The following is a 26,684-nucleotide window of genomic DNA, read 5'->3' as shown; positions in this document are numbered from 1 at the left end:
CCAGCGCAACCTTTCCTTAAAATCGATCCGCCAGGGTTGCAGCAACGTGCAATTGCGCAACGGGGTGGATCCGCATTGTGACGTGGACTTGGAAAGGCCTGCGGGCCGACAGACATGCTGCGCTGGTTTTGATGGTGGTCGGCCTTGTCGCCGTCCTTGCGTCGATCCTGCTGTCGCGCCTGGAGCTCGGCGCCGAGGCCCTGAAACTCTGCCTGCAGATAGCGGTCGCCATGATCGCGGCGTCGCTTTTCCTCACCGCCCTGTTCGTTCGCCAGATCGTCGAGGACCGCCGCCAGATCGGCGAGAGCGAACAGCGTTTCCGCCGCGCCATGGAGGATTCGGCGATCGGCGTCGCCATCGTCGGCCTCGACGGCCGCATCCTGCAGACCAATCCGGCTTTCGCCACCATGCTTGGCTATAGCCGGGAGGAGATCGAGGCGCTGACCTTCTTCCAGATCACGCATCCCGACGACCTGCAGATCGGCAGGGACACGATGATCGACCTGAAGGCAGGCAAGATCGACGCTTTCCACTTCGAGAAGCGTTACCTGCGGAAGGACGGGACGCCGGTCTGGGCGCAGCTTGCCGGCTCGGTCATCCGCGACGAAGACAACGGCCGTCCGCTCTACCTGGTTTCACAGATCGAGGACATCGACGCCCGCAAGCAGTCCGAGGCCCGCATCGCGGAAGCTGAAACGCGCTGGAACTTTGCGCTGGCCAGCGCTGGTCAGGGCGTCTGGGATCTCGACATGCGCAAGGGCGGCACGACCTACTCCGGTACCTGGGTGAAGATGCTCGGCTATGCCGATGGCGAACTGGACGGCGACCCCGACCGCTGGCTGACGATGATCCATCCCGACGACCGCGAGCTCGTCGCCGAGGCCGACCGCGCCCACCTCGCCGGCGAGACGCCGTTTTTCGAAGCCGAGTTCAGAATGCGCCACAAGGACGGGCACTGGGTCTGGATTCTCGACCGCGGCAAGGCCATCGAGCGCGACGCCGTCGGGCGGCTGATCAGGGCCATCGGCAGCCTGACCGACATCACTCAGCGCAAGGAGGCCGAAGCGCGCCTCATCGTCTCGGCGGCGATGCTGGCCGACGAGAAGGAACGGCTGCGCGTCACCCTGCAGTCGATCGGCGATGCCGTGATCTGCACGGATGCCGCAAACCGCGTCACCTTCATGAATCCGGTGGCCGAAAAGCTGACCGGCGTCACCAGCGGCGAGGCGCTCGGCAAGACGCTCGGTCATGTCTACTGGGCGGTAGACGAAGAGACCGGGCAGAGGATCGGCGTGGCACGGGCTTCGACCGGCGGCACAGGTCCCGCCGAGCAGAACAGTCGCGCCGTGCTGATCCGCCGCGACGACACGCGCTGCAGCATCCGTCAGGTCGTGTCGCCTATCATGAACGAGCGAGCTGAATTCTGCGGACTGGTCATCGTCTTCCAGGATTTTACCGATGCGCGCGCCCTGCAGCGCCAACTCGCCTATGCCGCCGCCCATGACGCGCTCACCGGTCTCGCCAACCGTTCGAGCTTCATCCGCACGATGGAGGAACTGGTCGATCGGAGCGGCAAGGCCGACGCGGCCGACACGACGGGATCGGTCGGCGATACGACAGGGTCGATCGGGGAGCATCAGTTCATGTTTGTCGACCTCGACCACTTCAAGCTGGTCAACGACACCGGCGGCCATGCCGCCGGCGATGCCCTGTTGAAGCGGGTCGCCGAGGCGATCCGTGGCGTGCTTGGACCTGAAGACATCGTCGCCCGCCTCGGAGGCGACGAGTTCGCCGTCATCCTGATGTCCGGCTCGGCCGCCAGCGGCATGATTGCGGCACGATCCATCATCGATGCGATCCGCGGCCTGAATTTCACCTGGGACGGGCGGGCGCATTCGATCGGCGCCAGCATCGGCCTGGCTCCGATCCGCGCCGGCTGTGGCGAAGTGGATGAGATCATCGCACGGGCCGATGCCGCCTGTTACGCGGCCAAGGCCGCCGGACGGGGCTGCGTTTCAGCGGCGCCGGATGAGGACCTCAAAGGCGCCGACACGGCGCCGTCCAAGCGGCTAGCCGCGGCATCCTGAAGAGGCCTTGCCGACTTTGCGAGTTCGCAGAGCCGAAGTCTTCGGATTAGCGCGTCGGAACCGGATGCTCGCCGCGATAGTCGTAGAAGCCACGCCCGGTCTTGCGGCCTAGCCAGCCGGCTTCGACATATTTCACCAGCAGCGGGCAGGGGCGGTACTTCGAATCCGACAGGCCATCATGCAGCACCTGCATGATCGACAGGCAGGTGTCCAGGCCGATGAAATCGGCAAGCTGCAGCGGCCCCATCGGGTGGTTGGCGCCGAGCTTCATGGCGGTGTCGATGGCGTCGACCGAGCCAACGCCCTCGTAGAGCGTGTAGATCGCCTCGTTGATCATCGGCAGCAGGATGCGGTTGACGATGAAGGCCGGAAAATCCTCCGAGACGGTGATCGTCTTGTCGAGCTGCTTCACATAGGCCTTGGCCGCCTCGAAGGTCTGGTCTTCGGTGGCGATGCCGCGCACCAGCTCGACCAGCTTCATCACTGGCACCGGGTTCATGAAATGTATGCCGATGAAGCGCTCGGGACGATCGGTCTGCGCGGCAAGCCGGGTGATCGAGATCGACGAGGTGTTGGTCGCCAGGATCGCCTCGGGATTGAGCTGCGGGCAGAGCTGGGCGTAGATCTTGCGCTTGACCGTCTCGTCCTCGGTCGCTGCTTCGATCACCAGATCGGCGCCGGCAAGATCGGCCATGACGGGCGCGGCGGAAATGCGCGCCATCGCTTCGTTGCGCAGCTTTTCCTCGAGCTTGCCCGAACCGACCTGGCGGGCCATGTTGCCGCTGACGGTGGCGATGCCCTTCTCGATACGGTCGAGCGAGATGTCGTAGATCAGCACCTTGTAGCCGGAAAGCGCGGAGACATGGGCGATACCGCCGCCCATCTGGCCCGCGCCGATGATGCCGATCGTCTCGATCTTGCTCATTACACCGATCCCGTCGAAGAAAGGCCTTTGCGGCCTGCTTTTTGTGCGGTGCAAACTAAAAGGGCGGGGCAGCTTCGTCTACCCCACCCTTCACAATTTAATACGCTTAGGCAGATAGCGTCAAAGCGCCTTTTGCAGTTCCGGCAGAATGACGAACAGATCGCCGACGAGGCCGTAGTCGGCAACCTGGAATATCGGCGCCTCTTCGTCCTTGTTGATGGCGACGATGACCTTGGAATCCTTCATGCCGGCGAGGTGCTGGATGGCGCCGGAGATGCCCACCGCAATGTAGAGGTCAGGGGCCACCACCTTGCCGGTCTGGCCGACCTGCCAGTCGTTTGGTGCATAGCCGGCGTCGACTGCCGCGCGCGAAGCGCCGACCGCCGCGCCGAGCTTGTCGGCGACCGGCAGGATGACTTCCTGGAACTTTTCCGAAGAACCCAGCGCACGGCCGCCCGAGATGATGATCTTGGCCGAGGTCAGCTCCGGACGGTCGGTCTCCGACAGCTTGTTTTCGACAAAGGAGGACAGGCCGGGATTGGCGGCCGCCTTCGCGGTCTCGACAGCGGCCGAGCCGCCTTCGGGCGCTGCCTGGAAGGAGGCGGTGCGCACCGTGATCACCTTCTTGGCGTCGGTCGACTGCACGGTCTGGATGGCGTTGCCGGCATAGATCGGCCGCTTGAAGGTGTCGGGCGAGACCACTTCGATGATCTCGGACACCTGCGCGACATCGAGCAGGGCTGCCACGCGCGGCGCGACATTCTTGCCCGACGAGGTCGCCGGCGCGATTATGGTGTCGTAGGCGCCCGCCAGCGACACGACGAGCGCCGCCATCGGTTCGGCGAGGCGCTCGGCCAGTTCGTCGGCTTCGGCCAGCAGCACCTTGGTCACGCCCTTGAGCTTGGCAGCGGCGTCGGCCGCACCCTTGGCGCCCTTGCCGGCCACCAGCACATGCACGTCCGAACCGATCTGCAGGGCTGCCGACAGCGCCTTGGCGGTCTGGTCGGAAAGGGTTGCGTTGTCGTGTTCGGCGATGAGGAGAATTGCCATGTTCTTGTTCCTTTCCCGATCGCTTACAGCACGCCGGCTTCGTTCTTGAGCTTGTCGACCAGCTCGGCGACGCTCTTGACCTTGACGCCGGCCTTGCGGCCACCCGGCTCCTCGGTCTTGAGCACCTTGAGCCGCGGCTTGACGTCGGCGCCGTAGTCGGCCGGGCTCTTCTCGTCGAGCGGCTTCTTCTTGGCCTTCATGATGTTGGGCAGCGAAGCGTAGCGCGGCTGGTTGAGGCGAAGGTCGGCCGTCACGATCGCCGGCATCTTCAGTTCCACCGTCTGCAGGCCGCCGTCGACTTCGCGCGTCACCTTGGCCTTGTCGCCCTCGACAACAACCTTGGAAGCAAAAGTGCCCTGCGCCCAGCCGAGCAATGCGGCCAGCATCTGGCCGGTCTGGTTGGAATCGTCGTCGATTGCCTGCTTGCCGAGGATCACCAGGCCGGGCTGTTCGGCTTCGACCACGCCCTTCAGCACCTTGGCGACGCCGAGCGGCTCGGTCTGTTCGTCGGTCTTGACCAGGATGGCGCGGTCGGCGCCCATGGCGAGCGCGGTGCGCAAGGTTTCCTGTGCCTGCTGCGGTCCGATCGAGACGACGATGATCTCTTCGACCTTGCCGGCTTCCTTCAGCCGGATCGCCTCTTCGACCGCGATCTCGTCGAACGGGTTCATTGCCATCTTGACGTTGGCAAGCTCAACCGCCGAACCGTCGGCCTTGACGCGCACCTTGACGTTCGCATCCACAACCCGCTTCACGGGCACAAGGATCTTCATTTCCTGCCACCTCTCCTGAGATAATTGGGCGCGCTATAGCAGCGCGCGCCCTTTCTGAGTTGTCGAAAGCCGACATTCCGGACGGAATTCTGCTCTTCAAACGCCTAATGGTGGCGCTTCCGTAGTTGCGACAACCCGGCGCGTCAATATCCGTTGCGCAGTCAAATCGGTTCAGTCCGGGCTGGAAGCGCCACCACGGCCCCATTGCGGCGCCGGCTGGGCCGCAGGCGGAGCGCTGACGACCGGCTCGGCAGAGACAGGCGCCTGATTGGCTTCAACCGTTGGCTCGCCATCCGCGCCGGCAAGCAGCGGCACACCGCGCCTGCGCAGGACTAGCACCAGCACGGCGCCGGCGATGATGCCGCCAATATGGCAGGCCCAGGAAACCTGGTCTTCGCCACCAGCGGCGAACATGACGATCTGGAAGACGATCCACAGGATGAGCGGGATAAAGGCCGGGATGCGCAGCGGGATGCGGGCGAAGGCGAGAACCCACACTTTCACCCGGGGATAGAGGATCAGATAGGCGGCGACCACGCCGGCGATGGCGCCGGACGCACCGATCAGCGGCACTTGCGAATCCCAGGCTACCAGGCCCTGGAAGAAGGCGCCGGCAGCGGCGCAAAGCAGGTAGAAGATAAGGTAGCGGATATGGCCGAGCGCGTCCTCGACATTGTCGCCGAACACCCACAGGAACAGCATGTTGCCGCCGAGATGGAAGATGTCGGCATGCAGGAAGGCATAGGTGAGGTAGCTCAGGCTCTCCGGAATGACGACGAATTCGGGCGACAGCTCGACCCTGTCGTGGACGACGGAGGGGATAAAGCCGAGGCTGAGCACCGCAGCGTTCTTGAAGTTTTCGCCGCCGATCGAGGTGATGAGAAAGACCAGCGCGTTGACCGCGATCAGGCCGATCGTCACATATTGCAGCCGGATGTGGCGCAGCCTGTTGGTGTCGTAGAGCGGGATGAACATGAGGTTTGACTTGCCCCTTCCGCTTCGGCCGATTTCAGCGGTTCTTGCCGGGCACCCATAACACGTCGGCGTTTCCATTGTCATTGACCGCGCGTGCGGCGACGAACAGAAAGTCCGAAACGCGATTGATGTATTTGATCGCCTCGCGGTTGACGTGTTCGCGCGGATCCTGTGCCAGTGCCACCATGATACGCTCGGCCCGCCGCGCCACGGTACGGGCGAGATGAAGGGCCGCCGCTGCCGGGGTGCCGCCGTTCAGCACGAAGGATTTGAGCGGCTGCAGATCCTTGTTGAGCAGGTCGATATCCTTTTCGACGCGGTCGGTCTGCGAGGCGGTGATACGCAGCGGCTCGTAGCCAAGCGGCTTGCCATTGTCCGGCACGCAGAGGTCAGCGCCGAGATCGAAAAGGTCATTCTGGATGCGGGACAGCATCGCGTCGATCGCCGGATGGCCGGCAGCGGTGTGGATGCGGGCCATGCCGATGCAGGCATTGGCTTCGTCGACCGTGCCGTAGGCGTCGACGCGCAGGTCGGACTTCAGCCGCCGCTCGCCCGTGCCAAGGCCGGTGGTGCCGTCGTCGCCGGTGCGGGTGTAGATCTTGTTGAGCTTGACCACGCTCTGCCTCCCGGAAAGCTCACTTGCGGGTGAAATACACCGCCAGCAGGATCAGCACCAAGGCCACGAACTGCAACAGCACGCGCGCCTGCATCAGCTTGTTCGAGGTCATGCCGTCGCCGCCGCGCATCATGTTGATGAGGCCGCGGACCAGCACGATCACGACGGCGACCATGACGAGGACGGCGAGGACGTTGAAGACAGTTGCCATGTCTGTTCCAGTTCGTTTTCGTTCAGGCGCGCCTGGCAAGCAGGCGGTAGAGCATCGATGCGGGCAGGATACGTTTGAGCGTCGCGCCGATCCTGGCCGGCACTGTTACCACATAGTGCGGGCGCGGGCGCCGCGACAGAAGCGCATGGCGCAAGGCCTTATGGACCACTTCCGGCCCGGGCTTCAGCCTGGAGACGCTGCCGCCGGCCTGCAGCCGCGCCAACTGCGCCTGATAGTCGGCGCGGTGAACCGAGTTCTCGTGATCGATGTTCTTCAGGAACCAATACAGCCCGTTGCTGGCGATCTTCGACGTCACCGGTCCAGGCTCGATCAGCGAGACATGGATGCCGCTGCCCGCGAGTTCCTGGTGCAGGCACAGCATCAGGCCTTCCAGCGCATGTTTGGAGGCGGCATAGGCGCCGCGAAAGCGCACCGGCGTCAGCCCGAGGATCGAGGAGCAGTGCACGATGCGGCCATGGCCCTGGCCGCGCATCACCGGCACGATGCGGCGCGTCAAATCGTGCCAGCCGAAGAGATTGGCCTCGAACTGTTCTCTCAACGCCGCCACCGGCAGATCCTCGACGGCGCCCGGCTGGGCATAGGCGCCGTTGTTGAACAGCGCGTCGAGCCGCCCGCCGGTGCGGTCCAGCACCGAGGCGACCAGCGCCTCGATGGAGCCGGGTTCGCGATAGTCGAGATAGAAGGTCTCGATGCCGTCGGCCTCGAGCGCGGCGATGTCGGCGGGCTTGCGCGCCGTGGCGAACACCCGCCAGCCTTCCGCCTTGAGCGCCCGGGCGCAATAGGCGCCTATTCCGGAAGAGGTACCGGTGACGATGATGGTGCGCAATTCGTTCGCGGCGGGCATCGTGGTTTGAGCAAGGGTTGCCATTTGCCGCATTCCCTTCCCATATTCGCGGCGTCGAGACAATCGAAGGGAACGCGGGACTTGTTGCGGAAAATCGTCGTCCTGCGCCGCGTGCTCTATGACGCGATCGGTCATTTCAACACCGACGACGGCTGGGCGATGGCCAGCCATCTGGCGATCACCTCGCTGATGGCGCTGTTCCCGTTCCTGATCTTTGCCACGACGCTGGCGAGCTTCCTCGGCGCGCAGGCTTTCTCCGACACCGCCGTGCACCTCGTCTTCGATACCTGGCCCGAGCAGATCGCCAAGCCGATCGCGCGCGAGGTGCAGAACGTGCTCACCGTCCGCCGCACAGACCTTTTGACCTACGGTGTGCTGCTTGCCGCCTATTTTGCCTCGAACGGCATAGAGGCGCTGCGCACCTCGCTCAACCGCGCCTATCGTGTGTCGGAGACGCGCGGCATCATCTACCGCCGGGTGCAGAGCGTCATTTTCGTGCTGATCGCCACGGCGTGCTTCCTGGTGATCAGCGTGCTCCTGGTGTTCGCGCCGCTGCTGGCGCGGCTGGCCGAAGCGCATATCGAAGGGATCAAGCCCTATATGGGCACGATCACCCTATGGCGCTACGTCATCGCCTCGACCGTAATTGTTGGCGGGCTGTTCGCGGTGCATTTCTGGCTGCCGGCGGGCAAGCGCCGTTTCCTTTCGATCGTGCCCGGCATCATCTTCACGCTGGCGGCATGGCTTGCCGGCTCGACTATCTTTGCCACCTATCTCGATCATTTCTCGTCCTATGTGACGACCTATGCCGGCCTCGCCTCGATCATGATCGCAGTCGTCTTCCTCTACATGCTCTCGGCGATCTTCATCCTCGGCGGCGAGCTCAATGCCGCGATCAGCCGCTACCTCGAGGCGCGCGCCCGCGTTGGCTGATTCCTGGTTGGCTGGGCGGTGGCAAGGCCGACGCCCAGTGTCGCAATGGCCATGCCGATTATCTGGACCAGGTTGAGCTGTTCGCCGAACAGCGCCCAGGCGATGACCGCGGTGACGGCGGGAACGAGGTAGAACAGCGAAGCGACCTTCGACATCTCGCCGTCGCGGATCATCACCATCAGAAGGAAGATGGCGCCGATCGACAGCACCAGCACCAGCCAAGCCATGGCGAAGATCAGCTCGCCATTGATGGTGACGGTGCGCGTCTCGAAGGCGAACGAGGCGAGCGCCATCAGCGCGGCGCCGCCGACATATTGCCACATCGTCGCCGCCACCAGGTCGCCACCAGAGGCGAAGCGCTTCTGCCAGATCGTGCCGGCGCTCATGCCAAGCACCGAGATGAGCGAGGCGGTCAGCGTCGCTGCCGTTACGCCGCCGCCGACCGCTCCGAGCTTCGGCCACAGCACGATGACCACGCCGGCAAGGCCGACGGCGAGACCCGTCCAATGGCGCGGCAGGATCGCCTCGCCGAGAAACCGGCCGGCAAGCACTGCCGTGACCAGCGGCTGCAGACCGACGATCAGGGCAGAGAAGCCGGCCGGCATGCCTCTGTGGATCGCCCAGAACACGGCGCCGAGATAGACGCCGTGCATCAGCACGCCGGCGCCCATCGCATGCAGCGCTTCCGCCCGGGTGGCTCCTTTGGAGCCGAGCATCACTGTCAAGCCGCCCAGCAGGATGGCGGCCAGAACGAAGCGCACGGCCAGGAAGGTGAACGGCTCGGCCCAGGGCATGGCATAACGCGCACCGATGAAGCCGGTTGCCCACAGGACGACGAAGGAGGCGGGGATGAACCGCTTGATGCTGTGCATTTTTCCGGGAGCCGTCCGTGAACCGGGTGGAGACGTATTCGATGAAGAACTGACTACGGCGATTGCTCTAATGCCGTTTAATCCGGCAAGCAAAATGAAACGATTGATCCATAAGCTCATTCGAATTCAACAAACGGCGTCAGGACAATCGTTTCAATCGATTGATCCCAGGGGCATGGCGGCTCGGTCGCCATGGGTATTCATGCTTTTGAATCTCGACACCAGCTGGCTGCTGATGACGGTCGCGACAGTGGCCGTTTTCGGCTTCTTCTTCGGCACAGCGCTCGACGCGATCATGCGCGACGACGGCTTCGGTTCGACCGGCAACACGCTGCTGTTCACGCTCGGCTTTTTCGTCGCGGTGATGGTCGCCAACGAGCATGGCATCAGCCTGCGGGATCTCAAACTCGCGATCGCCTGGGGCCTGGGCGGCGCCTTCGCCTTCATCAGCACGATGGCGTTCATCAAAGCCGGGCTGGCCCGCTGGTAGCGTTTCTGCTGTTCAGGTGATGCCGACGAGCCGCCTGACGTCGTCCGGCGAGACGCCCGCCTGCCTGAGCGCGGCAAGGCCGGTATCGCCAAAACTCTTCGACAGCTTGCGCCCGTCCGGGCCTGGGATCAGGCGATGATGGAAGTATCCCGGCTGCGGCAGGCCAAGCATGTCCTGAAGCAGGCGTTGCACGCCGGTCGCCGAAAACAGATCCTGGCCGCGCACGACATGGCTGATGCCTTGCAGGGCGTCGTCGACGACGACGGCCAGGTGATAGCTGGTCGGGATGTCGCGGCGCGCCAAGATCACGTCACCCCAGTCCTGCGGCCGGGCTTCCACCTGTCTGGTGCCGGAAAGCGTCTCGTCGGTGAATTCGGTCCATGACAGATCACCCGAGGCGCGCGCCATCGCCGTGTCCATATCCAGCCGCCAGGCAAAGGGTACGTTCTCGGCGATCCGCCGCTGGCGTTCCCTCACCGGCACCGCCTTGTCCACCGGGGGATAAAGCGGCACGCCATCCGGGTCGCGCGGCCAGTCGCGGCCGCGCTTTTCGCTCCCGGCGATGAAGGCGCGGATCTCACTTCTGCTCATGAAGGCCGGATAGACAAGCTCTTCGGCAATCAGCCGGTCGAGCACCGTCCGGTATTGCGCAAAATGCTCGGACTGGCGGCGCACCGGCTCCTCCCAGCCGATCCCGAGCCATTTCAGGTCGTGAAGGACGCCGGCTTCGAATTCCGGCGTGCAGCGCGTGATGTCGATGTCCTCGATGCGCAGCAGCAGGCGCCCGCCGGCCGCGGCCGCCAGTCTCTGGTTGAGCAGCGCCGAATAGGCGTGGCCGAGATGCAATTGCCCGTTCGGGCTCGGCGCAAAGCGGAATGTCAGCAGCGTCATCTCTCAAGCGGCTTGTCGGTTGTCAGGCGCTTTCGCCGATTGCTACCTTGCGCCCGGCCCAGGCGGAAGGGAACATGCAACGCATCGCCAATCTCGACGACATCGCGCAAGGGCTCGACGCGCTCTGCCGCATCGACCCGCGGCTTGAAAAGGTGCGCGGCATGGCCGGCGATGTGCCGCTCAGGCTTTCGGAGCCGGGGTTCAGGAGCCTTGCCTCGATCGTCGTCTCGCAGCAAGTGTCCCGCGCGAGCGCCGATGCGATCTTCGGGCGGCTGACGACGCTGCTCGATCCGTTGACGCCGCAGGCGATCCTTGCCGCCGGCGAAGACGTCTTTCGCGAGGCCGGGCTGTCGCGGCCGAAGCAGCGCGGCCTGATTGCCGTGGCAACAGCCGTGGCCGATGGGCTTGACCTCAACCATCTCTGTTTGCTCGACGCCCCCAAGGCGATCGCGGCGATGACGGCGGTGCCGGGCATCGGCCCGTGGACGGCGGAAGTCTATCTTTTGTTCGCCGCCGGCCACCCCGACATCTTCCCGGCGCGGGACGTTGCGCTGCAGAGCGCCGTCGGCCACGCGCTCGGCATCGACCCGCGTCCGCCGGAGAAAACGCTTATCCGGCTCGCCGAATCATGGAGCCCGTGGCGAGGTGTCGCGTCGCGGCTTTTCTGGGCCTATTACCGCGAATTGAAGGGCAGGGACGCTGCACCCCCCGCGTGAATCCACAAAAAAGCCTGAAAATCAGGCGTTTTTGACGCTTCTGGCGAGCGACAATCCGCTTCACATCCCTGTCATGTCGGGCTTACAGTATCCCGGCCGATCGGTTCGCGAGACAAGGAGGTCAACGCGTGACGATTGCCGTATCTCCGGATGGGCTTCCAGCGCTGGTGCTGAATGCGGACTACCGTCCGCTCAGCTATTACCCGCTGTCGCTCTGGTCATGGCAAGACGCTATCAAGGCGGTGTTCCTCGACAGGGTGAACATCGTCGCCGAGTACGAGCACGCCGTGTCGTCGCCGACCTTCTCGATGAAGCTGCCCAGCGTCGTCAGCCTGAAGGCCTATGTGAAGCCATCAAGGCATCCGGCCTTCACCCGCTTCAACGTCTTCCTGCGCGATCGTTTCCAGTGCCAATATTGCGGCACGCCGGAGGACCTGACCTTCGATCATGTCATCCCGCGCCATCGCGGCGGGGCGACGACGTGGGAGAATGTCGTCGCCGCCTGCTCGCCCTGCAATCTCAGGAAGGGCGGCATGATGCCGGCGCACGCCAAGATGTGGCCGCTGCAGAAACCCTTCCAGCCGACGGTGCACGACCTGCACAACAACGGCCGCCTGTTCCCGCCCAACCATCTGCATGAAAGCTGGATGGATTATCTGTACTGGGATGTCGAGTTGGAGCCGTAGGGATCGGCGCGATCGGCGTTGCCAAGGCATCGCCGGCGTCAGGTGCTGCCCCTCATCCGGGTGCCGCCACCTTCTCCCCGTATAGTACGGGGAGAAGGGAATTGGCCGCAACCTCGCCGCCCATTCTGCAGCGTTGAAAATTAGCGAAAGCATGGATGAAGGTGTCTTTCTCCCCGTCACTATACGGGGAGAAATGCCCGTCAGGGCAATGAGGGGCGGCGCAGACCCTTCAAGTCCAGCCACAGACCGGCAGTGCGAGTTCAGTCTCGCGTCGGCGCTTGCTGGATCAATCCCGCGCGAAGGCGCTGCGGAAGGCGACAGCGGCCAGGATGAAGCTGGCGATGGCGTTCCAGCCGGCCAGCGACAGGCCGAGGATGCGCAGCGCCGCCTTGTCGCAGGACGGCGGCACGAATTTGTCGAGCGCGTCGAGCACGCCCTTGCCGCCGGTGTCGACCGGGCCGGCACCGGCGGTACAATCGGCCGGGCCTTGCCACCATGCCCATTCGACGCCGGAATGATAGACGCCGAGATAGAGGCCGTAGAGCATCAGCAGGCCGCCGATGGCGAGCAGCCCGCGCGTTGCCCAGGCGGGCGCGCCCAGCACCGAGGCAAGCGCCGCCAGCAGCATCAGCGGTGCGCCGATGTAATAGGGCGTGCGCTGCTCCAGGCAGAGATGACAGGGGATGTAGCCGCCTATGTACTGGAAGGCGAGCGCCGAGCCGACGGTGGCAGCCATGACAACGGCAAGGAAAAGTGCGGCCCGCGTGCGCTGGCGTCCGGTATCGGCATTCATGGTCGCTGTCATCGATGGTGGTCCGTCTGCTTCGTCGCTTGGAGCGGTTCATCGTTTCACGGCAACGCCGAACCGCTCTATCTGTTTGTTTTGACGCAATTCCGGACGGAAAACCGTTTCACGCTTTCCTGGAATTGCTCTAGTGGGCGTATCTGACCGCGATATAGAGCAAAATCAGGGCAGCGGCGGCGGCGCTGGCGATCAGGCCGAGACGCTTTTCGATGAACTCGCGGATCGTTTCGCCATAGCGGCGCAACAGCCAGGCCAGCAGCAGGAAGCGGGCGCCGCGCGCGACGATCGCCAGCGCGATGAACAACAGCAGGTTGACGCCGATGACGCCGGAGAGGATCGTCACCACCTTGATCGGCGGCAGATGGGCGGCGCCAGAGGTGACCAGCATCAGGATGATGAAGCCGATACCGGACGAGGTGCGCAGCGCCTCGAACTCGTCGTATTTGCCGTAGAATTCGAGAATGGGCTTGGCCACCGCTTCATAGGCATAGTGGCCGATGAACCAGCCGGCGATGCCGCCCAGAACCGAAGCGGCGGTGGCAATCAGCGCATAGCGGTAGGCGCGGTCGGGCCGCGACAAGGCCATCGGCAGATAGAGCACGTCGGCCGGTACCAGGAACACCGAGCTTTCGACGAAGGCGATGAAGGCCAGCCACCATTCGGCGGATTTCCGCGCCGCCAGCGACAAGGTCCAGTCGTAAAGTCCGCGAAGCATCGGCTCTCCTAATGCACGTCGCCCAAAAGTGCGCAGCGGTTTTGGGGAAACGACATGCATGAAAACAAAGACCAGAAGCACGCCGCATCCATCTCCTGGACGCGAGGCGCTTCAACGCGCCGTCTGTCTAGAAAGATTTTCCGCGCTGCACAATGGCTGAAGCTTCACGAAACGGAAAGGTGAGGTTTGGTCGCGGGCCGCCCGATAACGAGGAAGCGGCACCGCCGGATGGCGATGCCGCGTTGCATTGTTTCGGTGGAGTGTGGTCCGGACGCAGCCCTTTACTCAGCCGGAACAGGGCTGAGGCCGGTATCGCCCAGCGGACGCTGCTTGTCCTGCCTGCGTGCCGATGCGCGGGCAACCACGCCGGCGCGATTGACCGACTTGCGCTCGGCATCGATGCGGCGGATCAGGATCTCCGCCCGCTCGATCGAACCGAGAAGGGCCAGGATCGTGCCGCGTTCGGCAGCACCCGCATTCGGCCCAAGAGCCAGGGTCCGCGCACGCAGTTCCTCGACCTCCGGGAAGCTGACATGGCCTGCCGGCATTTGCGGCCCGGAGATGCCATAGGTGGGCAGGATCTCACGCAGCGAGGCATCGAGCTTGTTCAATGCGGTCTCGACAATGGCCTGCGCCGGATTGCTGAACGTCTCGCGTTTGACGCGTCGAGCCACCTGATGCATCGATTCCGTCAAGGCGGCCGTGAAGTCCGCTTCCTCGATCAGGCTGGCGATCAGGTCGAGCTGTTCATAGGGCAAGTCTTCCTTCATCAGCGAAGCGGTGTAGGAGCGGATGTCGCGGCTGAGGATATCGGTTGCGAGATAGTGCTCGCCCGGATCGGCCGGCGCTTTCTTGGAGCCGCGCGCGATATCGAGGAACATCGCGCCGGCCTCGAGGTGACGGGCCGTCTCCTGCTGGACGGCGGGAATGGCCCTGGCGAAATCGCTGGCCAGCTTGCGGTCGAGGAATTTCGGCGTCGAGAAATCCTCCGCGTCCTCGGCATCCGTGTGGCCGACACGCGACAGCACCCGCTCGAACACACCGATGAACGGGAACAGCAACAGCGTGTTGAAGACGTTGAAGAAGGTCGAGTAGAGGCCGACCGCCACCGGCACCAGGGGGAAGGTTTCCTTGCCGTCGACGATCACCGGAACGGCCGGATCGCCGCCGAAGAACTGCATGGCCCAACCCAGCACATGGATGGAGACGAAGAACAGCGGGATGGTGATGCAGACGCCGATGATGTTGAACGATATGTGCGCGTAAGCGGTCCGCTTGGCGTTCTTCGAAAGATTGAGCGAAGCCATCCACGATGTGACCGTGGTGCCGAGATCGGCGCCGAGCGAGAAGGCGACAGCCGTGGTCCAGTCGAGAATGCCGGCAGCACCCAGGCCCATCACGATGCCGATCGTTGCCGAGGACGAGTGGATCATCGCGGTCACTCCCGCGGCGATGAACACGCATTTCAGCAGGTTGAGGTAGGAATCGGCCTTGAGGGTCTGCAGCAGCGACATGACTTCGGGCAGGTTGCGAAGCGGGCGCAGGCCGCCGGTCATCAGGTTCAGGCCGTAGAAGATCAGCGCGAAGCCCATGCAGGCGAGCGCGATGTTCTTGATCTTCTCGCTGTTGGCGAAGCAATAGACCAGCGCCGATATGCCCGCGAGAATCAATCCGAGCGGGCCAAGCGGCAGCGCAATCAGCCCGTTGCCGAGCGTGGTGCCGATATTGGCGCCCATGATGACGCTGATCGCCGGCCGCAATGCGATGACACCGGCATTGACCAGGCCGACGACCATGACGCTCATCGCGGTCGACGACTGGATGACGCCCGTGATCAGCGTTCCCGCCAGCACGCCTTTGATGGGCGTTCCGGCTGCCTTGGCAAGGAAGTCGCGCATCCGGTTGACCGAGAGCGCCTGGATGCCGTTGGCCATGAAATCCAGACCGAGCATGAAGATGCCCAGCCCGCCGATCACCGGCACGAGGATGTCCTTGAAGATATCTATGTCCATTTCACGCTATCCCCAACAAGTCGCCACTGCGACGCGGCACGAAGTTCAGTTGCTGCCCGAATGACCTGACGTCGAACCGCCAGGCACTTCGTTCATCCTCAGTTTGCGAGAGGCGGCTGCCCGGCCCAGTACCGCTCGACCTGGTCGACGAGCGCCTTCGGCAACGGCACGTAGCCGAGCGCTGCGGCGTCGCTGGCGCCGGGCTCGGCGAAAGCCAGCCTGAAAAGGTCGTGGACGCGGCGGTAGCGGTGTTCCGAACGCCCCGAAACCTGGACCACCGCGAACACCGCCGTACTGATCGGATAGGCGGCCTTTCCCTCACGATCGGTCAGGGATGCGAAGAAATCGCTCGTTTCACCCCAGGCGACGGATGCGGCCGCCGCTTGCACGCCCTCGGGACCTGGTCTGACGAAATTGCCGGATCCGTTGGCGACCGCCGCGACGGGCAGGCCGGCGCGAAGTGCCTGGCCGTATTCGGCATAGGCGATGGCGCCCTTGGTCGCGGCCACGGCGCGAATGAGAGCCTGAGTGCCTTCGGCGCCGGTTCCAAGCGGCCATGCAATCAGCGTGTCGGCGCCGAACCTGGTCTTCCATGCCTCGCTGCCGGATGACAGGAACTTGGTGAAGACATGGGTCGAGCCCGAACCGTCCTGCCGGTGGAAGACGCTGATGGCTAGGTCAGGAAGGGCAAGGCCGGGATTGAGCGCCTGGATGGCGGGATCGGACCACGTCTTGATCACTCCAAGATAGATGTCGGCGAGGACCGGACCGGAAAGGCGTAAGCCAACTTCCGGCAAGCCCTCCAGATTGGTGACCACCGCGATGCCGCCCATGACGATCGGGAATTGTTTCTGGCCGTTCCTGGCGAGATCGGCCGGCGGCACCGGAACATCGGTGGCGGCGAAATCCAGTTCAGGTTGATTGAGCCGCATAAGGCCTGCAAGTGAGCCGACCGGCTCATAGTCGACGGTCCAGTCGAGCGTGAAGAAATCGCCGCCATCGGCGCGCGCATTCTTGTAGGCCTTCGCCCATTTGGCGATGATCGGTGCGGCCAGCGTCGATCCCGCGCCGCGAATGGGCTCAGCCTGGGCAGCGGAACCGGCTGTGATGGCCAAGGAAACACCAAGAGCGACGACGCCCGCGGTGACCATCGACCATGCACGGCGAAGTGACGCAATACTTGTGCAACGTCCTGAAAGCATCTTTGTATCCCGCTTGTATTTCCGAAAGAGACAACTGCGAATATCGGGGGAAGAGTCAGCAATTCATGCGACCGGGGCGATAAAAAAGCGCCGGCCAAAGAAGACGAGATCACTCCTGTTTCTTATTAACTTTTCTTAACGATTGGATGACAGCAGCCCGCGCGGCCTGATATTTCGGGCTCCTTTCCAAACAGGGCGAACTGACCGCCAGCCAGGAGAATTGTCCGGGCCGCTATTGCATGTCACCCAAAAAGGGCGCGGCGGTTTTGCGGCAACGACATGCATAAAAACAAAGGACCAAAGCGCGTCGACTGAATCCGTTTCAACGCGACGCGCTTTTGGGACTGCATCGCCTCGACATGCTGGTGTCCGTCAGCGGCACGCCTTTGGAAGATCTCACGGATTTTTGCGAACCGGAGGTCGGCGCAGCAAAGCTGGACCTGGCTCCGGATCTGCGCCAGCGTGCGGCAGTCGAGAATTGGCCAGTTGACGAACAGGCCTCCAACCGTATAGTCCGCGCCCATCCAGGCCGCCCGGCCTGAGCCCCTATGGCGGAATTGGTAGACGCGCTCGACTCAAAATCGAGTTCCGCAAGGAGTGCTGGTTCGATCCCGGCTAGGGGCACCATTTTTCACGCAAGAACCTGGGATTGAGTCGGGCTCTTCCTTGGATTCTCTGAAAGCCAGCTTCGCTATAAAGTCACAGAAGCGGGGCCTAGCCCCGCCTCTGCCGTCAGCTCCGTTCAGGAGCCATTACATCACATCGGCCCCGGCACCATCTTGGTCGGCTGCTCCGGCATCGGGAATGCGTAGCCGTCGCATTTCACCTCCGGGTTCGTCGGGCTGAACATTCCGTCCGGGTTGTCCTTGAACAGCCAGGCGTGGAGGTCGTAGTGGTGGAACTCCTTTGGAATGAGCGGATAGTGCCCCTCCATCGGGCCCATGAATTTCTGTCCGAAGAGTTCCGGCGGCGCCTTGGTGTCGGGCGTCAGGGGCACGAGCCACTCGACGCCGACCAGGCGCAACTCGTTACCGACCGGTTCGTAGATCAAGACATTGGGACGCATCGGATCGACAGTCGGGCCGATGCTGGGAACGTTGACGAAATGAATGCCCATCGCGCCCTTCGGGTAGTCCATCGTTCCGGGTATCTTTTCTCCGCTGTAGGAGACGCATCCGACCGTCGACAAATAGAGGTCACGAATGGCGGCCTTGTAGTCTTCATACTTGGCCAGCGATTGCTTCAGGGCATCGAGTTCGGCCTTGTTGGGTTCGGCGGCCTGAGCTGCGGCCGCACCCAGGAATGCGCCGATGAGACCTATCGAAATGAGGATCCCGCGACGCCCAAGACAAGCTATCTTCGTCATGCACTCCTCCCAGATTTTTGATTCTGGCCGTGCAAGACCGAGGCGCAAATGATGCTAACCGCGCGGCCAACTCTACCGCCTCGTCCCCTTTGGACTGTATCGATGCTAAACCTTCCCACTGCGTGGGAACAGCAACCCTTATGACCTAAGCCAAAAGGCTCGTTGGTCGGAAAAGGGCAATCGACAAAGTCGGAAAACCGCTACGCACCTTTCCTAGGGTCGCTCTAGCGCCGCCCCAACAAGCTCTTCATGCGGTTGCGCAGCAGGCGCGCCATGTTGCGGGTTTCGCGGTAGAGATGCAGCTGCGACGCCGCCTGGCGCACCTGACGGTCGGCGTCCGGCGAGAGCCCGATCACCAGCGTGCCCATCGGCTTGCGCTCGCTCCACAGCCGGCTCATCACCGGATGATCGGGCACGGCGCAGGAATCGGTCATCACGATGTTGGGGTCGTCGAGATGTTGCCTGGTGACCTCGATCATCAAGAGCGTGCCCGGCGAATAGGCCGATAGCGTCTCGTCATAGGCGGTCTTCCAGGTATAGGCGACGCCGGCCTCGACGAAGACGATCAGGCAGGCGATGGTGCGGCCGTCGAGCGTCAGCGAGTGGATACGGCAGAGATCCTGCTCGGCCAGCCGGTGCACGGCCTCGCGGGCGAAGGCGGCGCGGAAGCGGTCGATCGCCATGGCCGTGCGCTCGCGGCCCTTCCAGCCGGCCGCCTCCAGCGTCAGGAAGCTTTCGATGGCATGGCGGATCTCGTCGGGTCCGCGCGCCACGACGTGCTCGAGCTTGCCAAGGTCGGCAAGGCGCCGCTTCAGGCGGCGGAATTCGCGATGGTGATGCGCGCGCAGCGATGCCTTGAGATACGCCTCGCCTTCCGCCTCGCTTTCGAGCATCGGGCGTTCCAGTCTGCCCGTGGTGACCATGGTCAGGCTGCGCGTCTCGGCAACCGAGGCAAGCAGGCTGGCCACCGGGCCGTCGAGCCGGATGTCGGGCAGCACAAAGACCTTCGGCAGCTTGAGATGCGGCCGCGACAGCATCGAGAAGAAATCCTCGATGACGCCGACCGGGTCGTCGCGGTCGACCAGCGGCGTGCCGATCGGACCGAACGGGCTCGACCAGGTGCGCATCACGGGGACGCCAAGCGGGATCGCCGGCCGCTCGACCGAGAACGGCACCAGGAGGCGCAGCCGGTTGCGGTATTCGTCGCCGTCGCGGATCACGGCGAGGCGCACTTCACGGTCTTCAAGCCTTGGCATCGCCGGGGCGAGGAAGCGCGGGTTGAAGAAGACGTTGGGTTCGATCGTGCGGGTGCACAGATAGTCCAGTTCCTCGACCAGGTCGAAGCCGGCAGAGGCCGGGTAGATGGCGAGCTTGCGCTCGGGTCGGTTGTTGGCGAGTATCTCGATATGGGCGGGATCGGCCTCGCGCGCCAGGCCGGCAAGGCCGGACACCATGGCGCCGGCGGGGCCACCGCTGGTTTCCTCGAGCAACGGGACGGCGGCCATCAGGCGTCTCTCCTGGCGGGCACGAAGATGGCCATGACGATACCGAGCTTGCGCCAGACGGTGAAGGACAGCGCGCCGGCCTCGAAGATCATGGCGAAACTGGTGGCGATCGCCGCGCCCCACAGGCCGAAATGCGGGATCAGCAGCACATTGAGGCCGATGTTGAAGGCCAACGTCATGGCATAGACGGCGGCGCAGATGTTCTGGTTGCCGCTCATGGTCAAAAGGCTCTCGCAGGGGCCGACCGCGGCCCGCGCCACGACGCCGAACACCAGCAGGAACAGCAGCGGATAGCCCGCAGTGAATTCGGGGCCGAACAGCACCAGCATCGGCTGTCCCAGCGCCAGCACCAGGAGCGCCATCACCAGCGAGGGCCAGAACGTCCACGACACCGTCTCGCGGGCGAAGGCGGCAAGCCTTTCCGGCTCGCCATGGGTGAACTGGGCGTAGCGCTGGGCAACGCCGGCCTTGACGGCGAAATAGACGAAATGCACCAGCGCCAGTGTCTTGACGGTCGCGAAATAGACGGCGACGTCATTGGGGTCGAGATAGGCGCCGACCATCAGCACATCGGCATTGGTGAGCAGGAAGAAGAAGCTCTCGACCAGGAAGATCGGCAGCGAGACGACGAACCACTGCCCAAAATACACCTTCATCGGCCCGGTCGGGATAATCCGTTCCATGCGCGAGGTGACGCCGATCAGCTGGCCGAGCGTGGTGACATAAGTCGCGGCGATCGAGGCGAAGATGGCGGTCCTGGCGTCGGGTGCGTAGCCCAACGCCAGCATCAGCGCCATGAACGCCAGGATCAGCACCGGCCGCACCAGATAGGTCGGCGAGAGCGCAAACAGTGCCCATGAGTTGGCGCGCGACAGTCCTTGCAGCAAGTCGCCCATCGCGATCATCGGCAGGCAGAAGAGGCCGAGGATGAAGGGCACGACATAGTAGTTCTCCAGCCAGGCCGAGCCCAGCCAGACGCCGAGGGCGCCCAGCCCCGCGATGAGCGTCGAGGCGATCAGCACGAACAGGCGGCTCGCCACGACGATGCCGCGCAATTCGGGCAGCATGCCGCGCTCCCGGTATTCGGGAATGAAGCGGATGACCGAGGTGTGGAAGCCGAGGCAGGCGAGGTTGCCGACGATGACCATCGTCACCCAGACGAGGACGAAGATGCCGTATTCGAACGAACCAATCCAGCGCGCCATCAGCACCTGGCTGACGAAGGCGATGACGGCACTGATGATCCGGATGGAAAAGGCGATGACCGACATGCGCCCGGCCTCGCCGCGTTCGTCGGCGGTGAACAGCACGGCGTCGATCCGGTCAAGCAGCGGCACCATGCGCAGCGCCAAACGCTGCGGCAAAAACCGCTCGGCTGTCGTGGCCGCGGAAAAGCGCACCCCGATCACACTCCGTTTTCCGCCTCTTTTTCTGGGTTTCGTCTATCCGAAACACCTTAAGAAACGGTTGGGTGAGGAGCGGTCCGCGCAGCGGACGAAAAGCCAACGATTTGGCTTTTCGAGCGACGAACGCCCGGAGCCATAGCGGAGGGCCGGCCGGCCGCCGGTGCGCGGTACGCGCATTCGTCATGCCGGTGGCATGACGAAAGGCGAGCGAACGCCGGGGAGTTGCCGAAGGCAACGGGCCCCGGCCGGGAGGCGGTCCGTATCGCATGGCGTCACCGCGCCTTAAGATCAACCTTTGACAACTGAGAATGGCCGGCTCTAATGCCGCGGCGTGGAGGGGACATGGGCCAGCTTTTAATGCTGAAGGCGGCGTAGAAACGGATAGGCTGACACCCCTGGCCAAGGCTCGTTCAGCAAAAAGCAGTGAACCAGCCAGGATGAAAAACAAAAAACCCGCCTCGGCGGCGGGTCGTCGGCGCAAATCAGCACCATACTCAAAACTATAGCATAGTTGCCGTCACAAGGCCACAGGGCCGGCGCTGCCCCTCATCCGGCCCTGCGGGCAAGCCCTTCGCTATCGCTCCGGGCGTTCGTTGTTCGAAAAGCCAAGCAATTGGCTTTTCGTCCGCCGCGCGGACCGCGCCTCACCCCCGTGAACGGGGAGAAGGAAGAGCCCCTCAGGCGAACGCGCCGTGGCAGTGCTTGTATTTCTTGCCGGAGCCGCAGGGGCAGGCTTCGTTGCGGCCGACCTTGCCCCAGCTCGCGGGGTTGTTCGGGTCGCGGTTCTCGGGAGCGACGATGGCGTGGCTCTCCTGGCGCACCAGAAGTGCGGTCTCGCCGCCCTGGAAATCGTCCTCGCCGGTGGTGCCGTCGATATGGCTGCCGAACATGTCGGGTGCTTCCGGCGGCGGCGCTTCCGCCGCCTGGCGCACCAGCTCGACGCGCATCAGCTGCGCGGTAACGGCCTGGCGCAGATTGCCCAGCATCGCCTGGAATAGCTCGAATGCCTCGCCCTTATACTCCTGCAGCGGGTCGCGCTGGGCGTAGCCGCGGAAGCCGACGACCGAGCGCAGATGGTCGAGATTGACGATGTGCTCGCGCCACAGATGGTCGAGCGTCTGCAGCACCACCGAACGCTCGACATAGGCCATCACGTCGGGGCCGAAACGCTCGGCGCGCTCCTTGGCGGCGGCGTCGGCGGCTTGGGTGACGCGCTCGCGGATGTCGTCCTCGGCGATGCCTTCTTCCTTCACCCAGTCCTCGACCGGCAGGTCGAGGTTGAGGAATTCGGCCACCTCGGCCTTGAGGCCGGCGACGTTCCATTGCTCGGCATAGGCGTTCTCGGGAATGTTCTTGGCGACGATCTCTTCGATGACGCCTTCGCGCATCTCGGCGATGGTCTCGGACAGGCCTTCGCCGTCCATCAGTTCGATGCGCTGCTCGAACACCACCTTGCGCTGGTCGTTCGAGACGTCGTCATATTTCAGCAGGTTCTTGCGGATGTCGAAGTTGCGAGCCTCGACCTTCTTCTGCGCCTTTTCCAGCGCCTTGTTGATCCACGGATGGATGATCGCCTCGTCTTCCTTGAGGCCGAGCTTCTGCAGCATGCCGTCCATGCGCTCGGAACCGAAGATGCGCATCAGATCGTCCTGCAGCGACAGGAAGAACTTCGAGCGGCCGGGGTCGCCCTGGCGGCCGGAGCGGCCTCTGAGCTGGTTGTCGATGCGGCGCGATTCATGGCGCTCGGTGGCCAGAACGTAGAGGCCGCCGGCGGCAAGCGCCTTTTCCTTCAGCCTGGCGATGTCGTCGCGGATTTCCTTTTCCTTCGCCTCGCGCTCCGGACCTTCAGGCATGTCGCCGAGTTCCTCGGCAATGCGCATCTCGGCATTGCCGCCGAGCTGGATGTCGGTGCCGCGGCCGGCCATGTTGGTGGCGATGGTGATGACGCCCGGCTTGCCAGCCTGGGCGACGATGGCCGCCTCGCGCTCGTGGTGGCGGGCGTTCAGCACCTCGAAGTCCTTGAAGCCTTCCTTGCGCAGGCGTTCGGCCAGTTGCTCGGATTTTTCGATCGAGGTGGTGCCGACCAGCGTCGGCTGGCCCTTGGCACTCGCCTCGCGAATCTCCTTGACGATTGCCTTGTATTTTTCCTCGACGGTCCGATAGACCTCGTCGTCCTCGTCCCTGCGGATGACCGGCAAATTGGTCGGGATCTCGGTCACTTCGAGATTGTAGATGTTGCCGAATTCCTCGGCCTCGGTCAGCGCCGTACCGGTCATGCCGGCGAGCTTCTTGTAGAGGCGGAAATAGTTCTGGAAGGTGACGGAGGCCAGCGTCTGGTTCTCCGGCTGGATCGCCACGTGTTCCTTAGCTTCGAGCGCCTGGTGCAGGCCTTCCGAATAGCGGCGACCCGGCATCATGCGGCCGGTGAACTCGTCGATGATGACGATCTCGCCGTTGCGCACGATGTAGTCCTTGTCCCTCTGGAACAGCCGGTGTGCCTTCAGCGCATTGTTGACGTGGTGGACGATGGCGACGTTCTCGACGTCGTAGAGCGATTCGCCCTTCAACAGGCCGGCCGCGCGCAGCAGGTTCTCCAGCTTCTCGGTGCCGTCCTCGGTGAAGATCGAGGTCTTCTGCTTCTCGTCGATCTCGTAGTCGGCCGGGCCAAGCTGCAGCATGTAGGCATCGATGGTGTTGTACATTTCCGAACGGTCCTCGAGCGGACCGGAAATGATCAGCGGCGTGCGCGCCTCGTCGACCAGGATCGAATCGACCTCGTCGACGATCGCGTAGCTATGGCCGCGCTGCACCATCTGGGCGCGCTCGTACTTCATGTTGTCGCGCAGATAGTCGAAGCCGAGCTCGTTGTTGGTGGCGTAGGTGACGTCGGCGGCGTAGGCGACGCGGCGCTCTTCGTCGGAGAGGCCATGGACGATGACGCCGACCGTCAGGCCGAGGAATTTGTAGACCCGGCCCATCCACTCGGAGTCGCGGGTGGCGAGATAGTCGTTGACCGTGACGACGTGGACGCCGTTGCCGGCGAGCGCGTTGAGATAGACGGGCAGCGTTGCGACCAGGGTCTTGCCTTCGCCGGTGCGCATCTCGGCGATGCCGCCATTGTGAAGCACCATGCCGCCGATCAGCTGCACGTCGAACGGGCGCATGCCGAGTACGCGGCGTGCCGCTTCGCGTACCGTAGCGAAGGCCGGTATCAAAAGATCATCGAGCGAAGCGCCGTTGGCGATGTCCTGGCGGAATTTTTCCGTGCGGCCCCTGAGGTCGGCATCGGAGAGCGCCCGCATCTCGTTTTCCATGGCGCTGATCGCCTCGACGCGCGGCCGGGTCGCCTTGACGCGGCGATCGTTGGAGGAGCCGAAAACCTTACGGGCGAGACCGCCGAGACTGACCATCCAATGGCCCTTTCGATAGCATTCTTAATCGTTGCGACGAGCGCCGGCCGGCCCCATCAATTCCGCGTGAAACGCGGACAAACGCAAAAAGCGCCCGGAAAACGGTTCTGGACGCAAAGTCGTTGGACAGATAAGAGGGGGCTCAACTGATGTCAACGCCGCGCTCGCCCTCGGGGCCGCGCCAAATTCCGCCACAATCTGGCTGATCTGCAAGCCATTTTGCTCAAGCAACCCCATCGGCAATCCCCATCGGAGTTAACTTAATGTCCCTATCGTTCCGCCGTGCGTCGCTCGCCAGCCTTGGCCTGGCTTTCGGCCTGTCGGCTCTGTCGCTGCCGCCCCTGATGGCGCAGGAAGCCGCCCCCGCCCAGCCGGCAGCGCCGGCCCCGGCGGCAGCACCCGTCGACCCCAACGCGGTGGTCGCCACCGTCAACGGCCAGACGCTGACCGAGGCAGACCTTGGGCTTGCCGAAGGCGAGCTGTCGCAGCAGTTTGCGCAGCTTCCGCCCGAACAGCGCCGTGCGGCTGCCCTTTCGGCAGCCATAGAGATCCGCATCATGGCTGCCCAGGCGGTCACCACCGGCCTCGACAAGGATCCCGATTTCCAGCGCCGCATGGCGTTCCTGCAGCAGCGCGCCCTGCATGGCGAAATGGTCGAGAAGGGCGTCGTCGACAAGGTCACGGACGCCGAGGTGCGCGCCCGCTACGACCAGGAAATCGCCAACACGCCGCCGGTCAATGAGGTGCACGCCCGTCACATCCTCGTGAAGACGAAGGAAGAGGCCGTGGCGATCATCAAGCAACTCGATGGCGGCGCCGACTTCCAGAAGCTCGCCAACGAGCACACCAGCGATCCGAGCGGCAAGTCCAATGGCGGCGATCTCGGCTGGTTCGGACCTGGCCAGATGGTGCCGGAATTCGACAAGGCGGCATTCGCGCTCGAAGTCGGCAAATACACCAAGGAGCCGGTGCAGTCGCAGTTCGGCTGGCACGTCATCAAGCTCGAGGACAAGCGCACCAAGCAGCCGCCGGCCTTCGAAGAGGTCAAGGACCAGGCCAAGCAGGCCGTCATCCGCGACAAGTACTTTGCGCTGGTCAAGTCGCTGCGCGGCGCCGCCAAGGTCGAGATTCCCGACGCGAACCTGAAGAAGGCCGTCGACACGATGGAAAGCGCCAAGTAAGGCCGACAGAACTTCAAAAAGGGCGCGGCAACCCGGTTGCCGCGCCCTTTTTCAATCGGCCGGCTCGGCCGCGGTTCTAGGCTAACGGGCGCCCGCTATGCCTTGCGTCAAATAACGGACCGCCTTGCGTATTGTCGCTTCGTCTTCGTCGAGCCGGTTGGTCAGCAGATGCTTCCAGGCATAGGAGGCAACAAGGTCGGCGACCAGCGCCGAATCTATACCGGCCGCAACCTCGCCCCTTGCCTTCGCGCGCTCGATGATCTGGCCGGTGTGGGATCGGCGTCCACCGGCATACGAGGCAAGGGCTACGGCCGCGGTTTCATCCGACTGCGCCTCGGCGACCAGCGATCTGAACACATTGCCTGACGACGTCTCGCGCCAGTGCCGGAACAGGTTGTTCAGGAAGCCGACGAGGTCCTCCTCGAGATTGCCGGTATCGGGAACGGCGACGCGCTTGCCCCGCTGGTAGACCTCGAGGAGCAACGCGGCCTTGCTCGGCCACCAGCGGTAGATCGTCGGCTTTCCGGCCCGCGCCCGCCGCGCCACCGCCTCGATCGAGAAGCCGGAATAGCCGGCCTCCGTCAGCACCGCCTCGGCGGCATCGAGAATGGCATCGGCGCTGTCGGGATTGCGCCTGGCGCCAATCGATCTGCGCCCCGGATGCGCTTGCTCACTCATCTGCTTTTCCTTGCCGGCAATTTCGCAAGGGGGATCATACAAGACCGGCGGCGAAACGAAACGGGCCGTTTCTCGACTGGACAAGGGATAACGCGACGGTCCCCGCGGGACCGCAGAAAGTCTCGGGGCGCCCCTATTTCATGGCTTCCGATGTTTCCGAAGCGATGCGCTATTGGCCGTCGCGCATGACAAGCCCGAGCGCAACGTGCGCCTTGCCGGTCAGGCGCGGCGCCGATTTGTCCTTCGGCACGTAGGTCCGCGCGGGCCACAACAGCGACGAAAACGCCCTTGCACCGGCGCCGCGTATCGGGCAA

General features: G+C 63.8%; 25 protein-coding genes and 1 tRNA gene. 7 read left to right on the top strand and 19 right to left on the bottom strand.

From position 1 onward, the window contains the following. Window positions 1-77 precede the first annotated feature (77 nt). A complete protein-coding gene (locus A6B35_RS00485; protein WP_040581926.1) occupies window positions 78-2,087 on the top strand; it encodes a PAS domain S-box protein in 2,010 nt (669 codons plus the stop codon). A 46-nt stretch (window positions 2,088-2,133) separates the two neighbouring features. Here the strand turns inward: A6B35_RS00485 and A6B35_RS00480 are convergent, their stop codons facing one another. The 7 genes from A6B35_RS00480 to A6B35_RS00450 form a co-directional block, all read right to left on the bottom strand. Continuing rightward, window positions 2,134-3,012: a 3-hydroxybutyryl-CoA dehydrogenase gene (locus A6B35_RS00480; RefSeq protein WP_006199884.1), complete on the bottom strand. Its 879-nt coding sequence runs from the start codon at window positions 3,010-3,012 to the stop codon at window positions 2,134-2,136. 120 nt (window positions 3,013-3,132) lie between these two features. Beyond that, on the bottom strand, window positions 3,133-4,062 hold the full coding sequence (locus tag A6B35_RS00475) for an electron transfer flavoprotein subunit alpha/FixB family protein (protein WP_006199886.1): 930 nt from the start codon (window positions 4,060-4,062) through the stop codon (window positions 3,133-3,135). Between the two features lie 23 nt (window positions 4,063-4,085). Beyond that, window positions 4,086-4,835: an electron transfer flavoprotein subunit beta/FixA family protein gene (locus A6B35_RS00470; RefSeq protein ID WP_006199887.1), complete on the bottom strand. Its 750-nt coding sequence runs from the start codon at window positions 4,833-4,835 to the stop codon at window positions 4,086-4,088. A 171-nt stretch (window positions 4,836-5,006) separates the two neighbouring features. Beyond that, window positions 5,007-5,810 (bottom strand): rhomboid family intramembrane serine protease, encoded by an 804-nt coding sequence (locus A6B35_RS00465; RefSeq protein WP_006199889.1) that lies wholly within the window; start codon window positions 5,808-5,810, stop codon window positions 5,007-5,009. Between the two features lie 34 nt (window positions 5,811-5,844). Beyond that, window positions 5,845-6,426, bottom strand: a complete 582-nt coding sequence (locus A6B35_RS00460) for a cob(I)yrinic acid a,c-diamide adenosyltransferase (protein ID WP_006199890.1) — start codon at window positions 6,424-6,426, stop codon at window positions 5,845-5,847. Between the two features lie 19 nt (window positions 6,427-6,445). After that, window positions 6,446-6,637, bottom strand: a complete 192-nt coding sequence (locus A6B35_RS00455; protein ID WP_006199891.1) for a twin transmembrane helix small protein — start codon at window positions 6,635-6,637, stop codon at window positions 6,446-6,448. 22 nt (window positions 6,638-6,659) lie between these two features. Continuing rightward, window positions 6,660-7,526 (bottom strand): SDR family oxidoreductase, encoded by an 867-nt coding sequence (locus tag A6B35_RS00450; protein WP_081482044.1) that lies wholly within the window; start codon window positions 7,524-7,526, stop codon window positions 6,660-6,662. 57 nt (window positions 7,527-7,583) lie between these two features. Here A6B35_RS00450 and A6B35_RS00445 point away from each other — a divergent pair, with 57 nt between their 5' ends. Then, window positions 7,584-8,435 carry a YihY/virulence factor BrkB family protein gene (locus A6B35_RS00445; protein ID WP_006199894.1) on the top strand — a complete coding sequence of 284 codons (852 nt, stop codon included), beginning with the start codon at window positions 7,584-7,586 and terminating at the stop codon, window positions 8,433-8,435. On the opposite strand, the gene A6B35_RS00440 is transcribed toward A6B35_RS00445, so the two are convergent. Beyond that, window positions 8,405-9,307, bottom strand: a complete 903-nt coding sequence (locus tag A6B35_RS00440) for a DMT family transporter (RefSeq protein ID WP_006199895.1) — start codon at window positions 9,305-9,307, stop codon at window positions 8,405-8,407. The genes A6B35_RS00445 and A6B35_RS00440 overlap by 31 nt on opposite strands. Here A6B35_RS00440 and A6B35_RS36525 point away from each other — a divergent pair. Then, entirely contained in the window at window positions 9,285-9,797 is a 513-nt protein-coding gene (locus A6B35_RS36525; RefSeq protein WP_244425851.1) for a hypothetical protein, read from the top strand. The genes A6B35_RS00440 and A6B35_RS36525 overlap by 23 nt on opposite strands. A 12-nt stretch (window positions 9,798-9,809) precedes the next feature. Here A6B35_RS36525 and gluQRS read toward each other — a convergent pair whose 3' ends face one another. Next, window positions 9,810-10,688 carry a tRNA glutamyl-Q(34) synthetase GluQRS gene (gluQRS, locus tag A6B35_RS00430; RefSeq protein WP_006199897.1) on the bottom strand — a complete coding sequence of 293 codons (879 nt, stop codon included), beginning with the start codon at window positions 10,686-10,688 and terminating at the stop codon, window positions 9,810-9,812. Window positions 10,689-10,762: 74 nt separating this feature from the next. Here gluQRS and A6B35_RS00425 point away from each other — a divergent pair, with 74 nt between their 5' ends. Further along, window positions 10,763-11,404, top strand: a complete 642-nt coding sequence (locus A6B35_RS00425) for a DNA-3-methyladenine glycosylase family protein (RefSeq protein ID WP_006199899.1) — start codon at window positions 10,763-10,765, stop codon at window positions 11,402-11,404. Between the two features lie 128 nt (window positions 11,405-11,532). After that, window positions 11,533-12,090 carry an HNH endonuclease gene (locus A6B35_RS00420; protein WP_006199900.1) on the top strand — a complete coding sequence of 186 codons (558 nt, stop codon included), beginning with the start codon at window positions 11,533-11,535 and terminating at the stop codon, window positions 12,088-12,090. 286 nt (window positions 12,091-12,376) lie between these two features. Here A6B35_RS00420 and A6B35_RS00415 read toward each other — a convergent pair whose 3' ends face one another. The 5 genes from A6B35_RS00415 to A6B35_RS34120 all read right to left on the bottom strand — a co-directional run bounded on the left by A6B35_RS00415 (window position 12,377) and on the right by A6B35_RS34120 (window position 17,348). Further along, window positions 12,377-12,895 (bottom strand): disulfide bond formation protein B, encoded by a 519-nt coding sequence (locus tag A6B35_RS00415; RefSeq protein WP_006199901.1) that lies wholly within the window; start codon window positions 12,893-12,895, stop codon window positions 12,377-12,379. A gap of 127 nt (window positions 12,896-13,022) precedes the next feature. Beyond that, a complete protein-coding gene (locus A6B35_RS00410) occupies window positions 13,023-13,610 on the bottom strand; it encodes a YqaA family protein (protein ID WP_006199903.1) in 588 nt (195 codons plus the stop codon). A gap of 281 nt (window positions 13,611-13,891) precedes the next feature. After that, a complete protein-coding gene (locus A6B35_RS00405) occupies window positions 13,892-15,622 on the bottom strand; it encodes a Na/Pi cotransporter family protein (RefSeq protein ID WP_006199904.1) in 1,731 nt (576 codons plus the stop codon). Between the two features lie 98 nt (window positions 15,623-15,720). Further along, window positions 15,721-16,737, bottom strand: a complete 1,017-nt coding sequence (gene pstS, locus A6B35_RS00400; RefSeq protein ID WP_244425853.1) for a phosphate ABC transporter substrate-binding protein PstS — start codon at window positions 16,735-16,737, stop codon at window positions 15,721-15,723. A 329-nt stretch (window positions 16,738-17,066) separates the two neighbouring features. After that, a complete protein-coding gene (locus tag A6B35_RS34120) occupies window positions 17,067-17,348 on the bottom strand; it encodes a hypothetical protein (protein ID WP_006199906.1) in 282 nt (93 codons plus the stop codon). Between the two features lie 18 nt (window positions 17,349-17,366). On the opposite strand from A6B35_RS34120, the gene A6B35_RS00395 reads away from it, so the two are divergent. Further along, window positions 17,367-17,451 (top strand) — tRNA-Leu (locus tag A6B35_RS00395). Window positions 17,452-17,581: 130 nt separating this feature from the next. Here A6B35_RS00395 and A6B35_RS00390 read toward each other — a convergent pair. The 4 genes from A6B35_RS00390 to secA all read right to left on the bottom strand — a co-directional run bounded on the left by A6B35_RS00390 (window position 17,582) and on the right by secA (window position 24,511). Next, window positions 17,582-18,190 carry a hypothetical protein gene (locus tag A6B35_RS00390; RefSeq protein WP_006199907.1) on the bottom strand — a complete coding sequence of 203 codons (609 nt, stop codon included), beginning with the start codon at window positions 18,188-18,190 and terminating at the stop codon, window positions 17,582-17,584. Window positions 18,191-18,414: 224 nt separating this feature from the next. Then, on the bottom strand, window positions 18,415-19,695 hold the full coding sequence (locus A6B35_RS00385; RefSeq protein ID WP_006199908.1) for a GNAT family N-acetyltransferase: 1,281 nt from the start codon (window positions 19,693-19,695) through the stop codon (window positions 18,415-18,417). Further along, a complete protein-coding gene (locus A6B35_RS00380; protein ID WP_040581929.1) occupies window positions 19,695-21,095 on the bottom strand; it encodes a lipopolysaccharide biosynthesis protein in 1,401 nt (466 codons plus the stop codon). The genes A6B35_RS00385 and A6B35_RS00380 overlap by 1 nt, the downstream gene beginning before the upstream one ends. Before the next feature lie 683 nt (window positions 21,096-21,778). Then, on the bottom strand, window positions 21,779-24,511 hold the full coding sequence (gene secA, locus A6B35_RS00375; RefSeq protein ID WP_006199910.1) for a preprotein translocase subunit SecA: 2,733 nt from the start codon (window positions 24,509-24,511) through the stop codon (window positions 21,779-21,781). Between the two features lie 263 nt (window positions 24,512-24,774). Between secA and A6B35_RS00365 the strand changes: the two genes are divergently transcribed. Then, the gene (locus A6B35_RS00365; protein WP_006199912.1) at window positions 24,775-25,692 is read left to right on the top strand and encodes a peptidylprolyl isomerase; all 918 of its coding nucleotides are present in this window, start codon (window positions 24,775-24,777) and stop codon (window positions 25,690-25,692) included. Between the two features lie 81 nt (window positions 25,693-25,773). Here A6B35_RS00365 and A6B35_RS00360 read toward each other — a convergent pair whose 3' ends face one another. After that, entirely contained in the window at window positions 25,774-26,370 is a 597-nt protein-coding gene (locus A6B35_RS00360) for a TetR/AcrR family transcriptional regulator (RefSeq protein ID WP_006199913.1), read from the bottom strand. Window positions 26,371-26,684 lie beyond the last annotated feature (314 nt).

The sequence above is a fragment of the Mesorhizobium amorphae CCNWGS0123 genome (assembly GCF_001686985.1).
GTDB classification, from domain to species: Bacteria; Pseudomonadota; Alphaproteobacteria; order Rhizobiales; family Rhizobiaceae; genus Mesorhizobium; species Mesorhizobium amorphae.
This window is presented reverse-complemented; position numbering and strand designations above follow the sequence as displayed.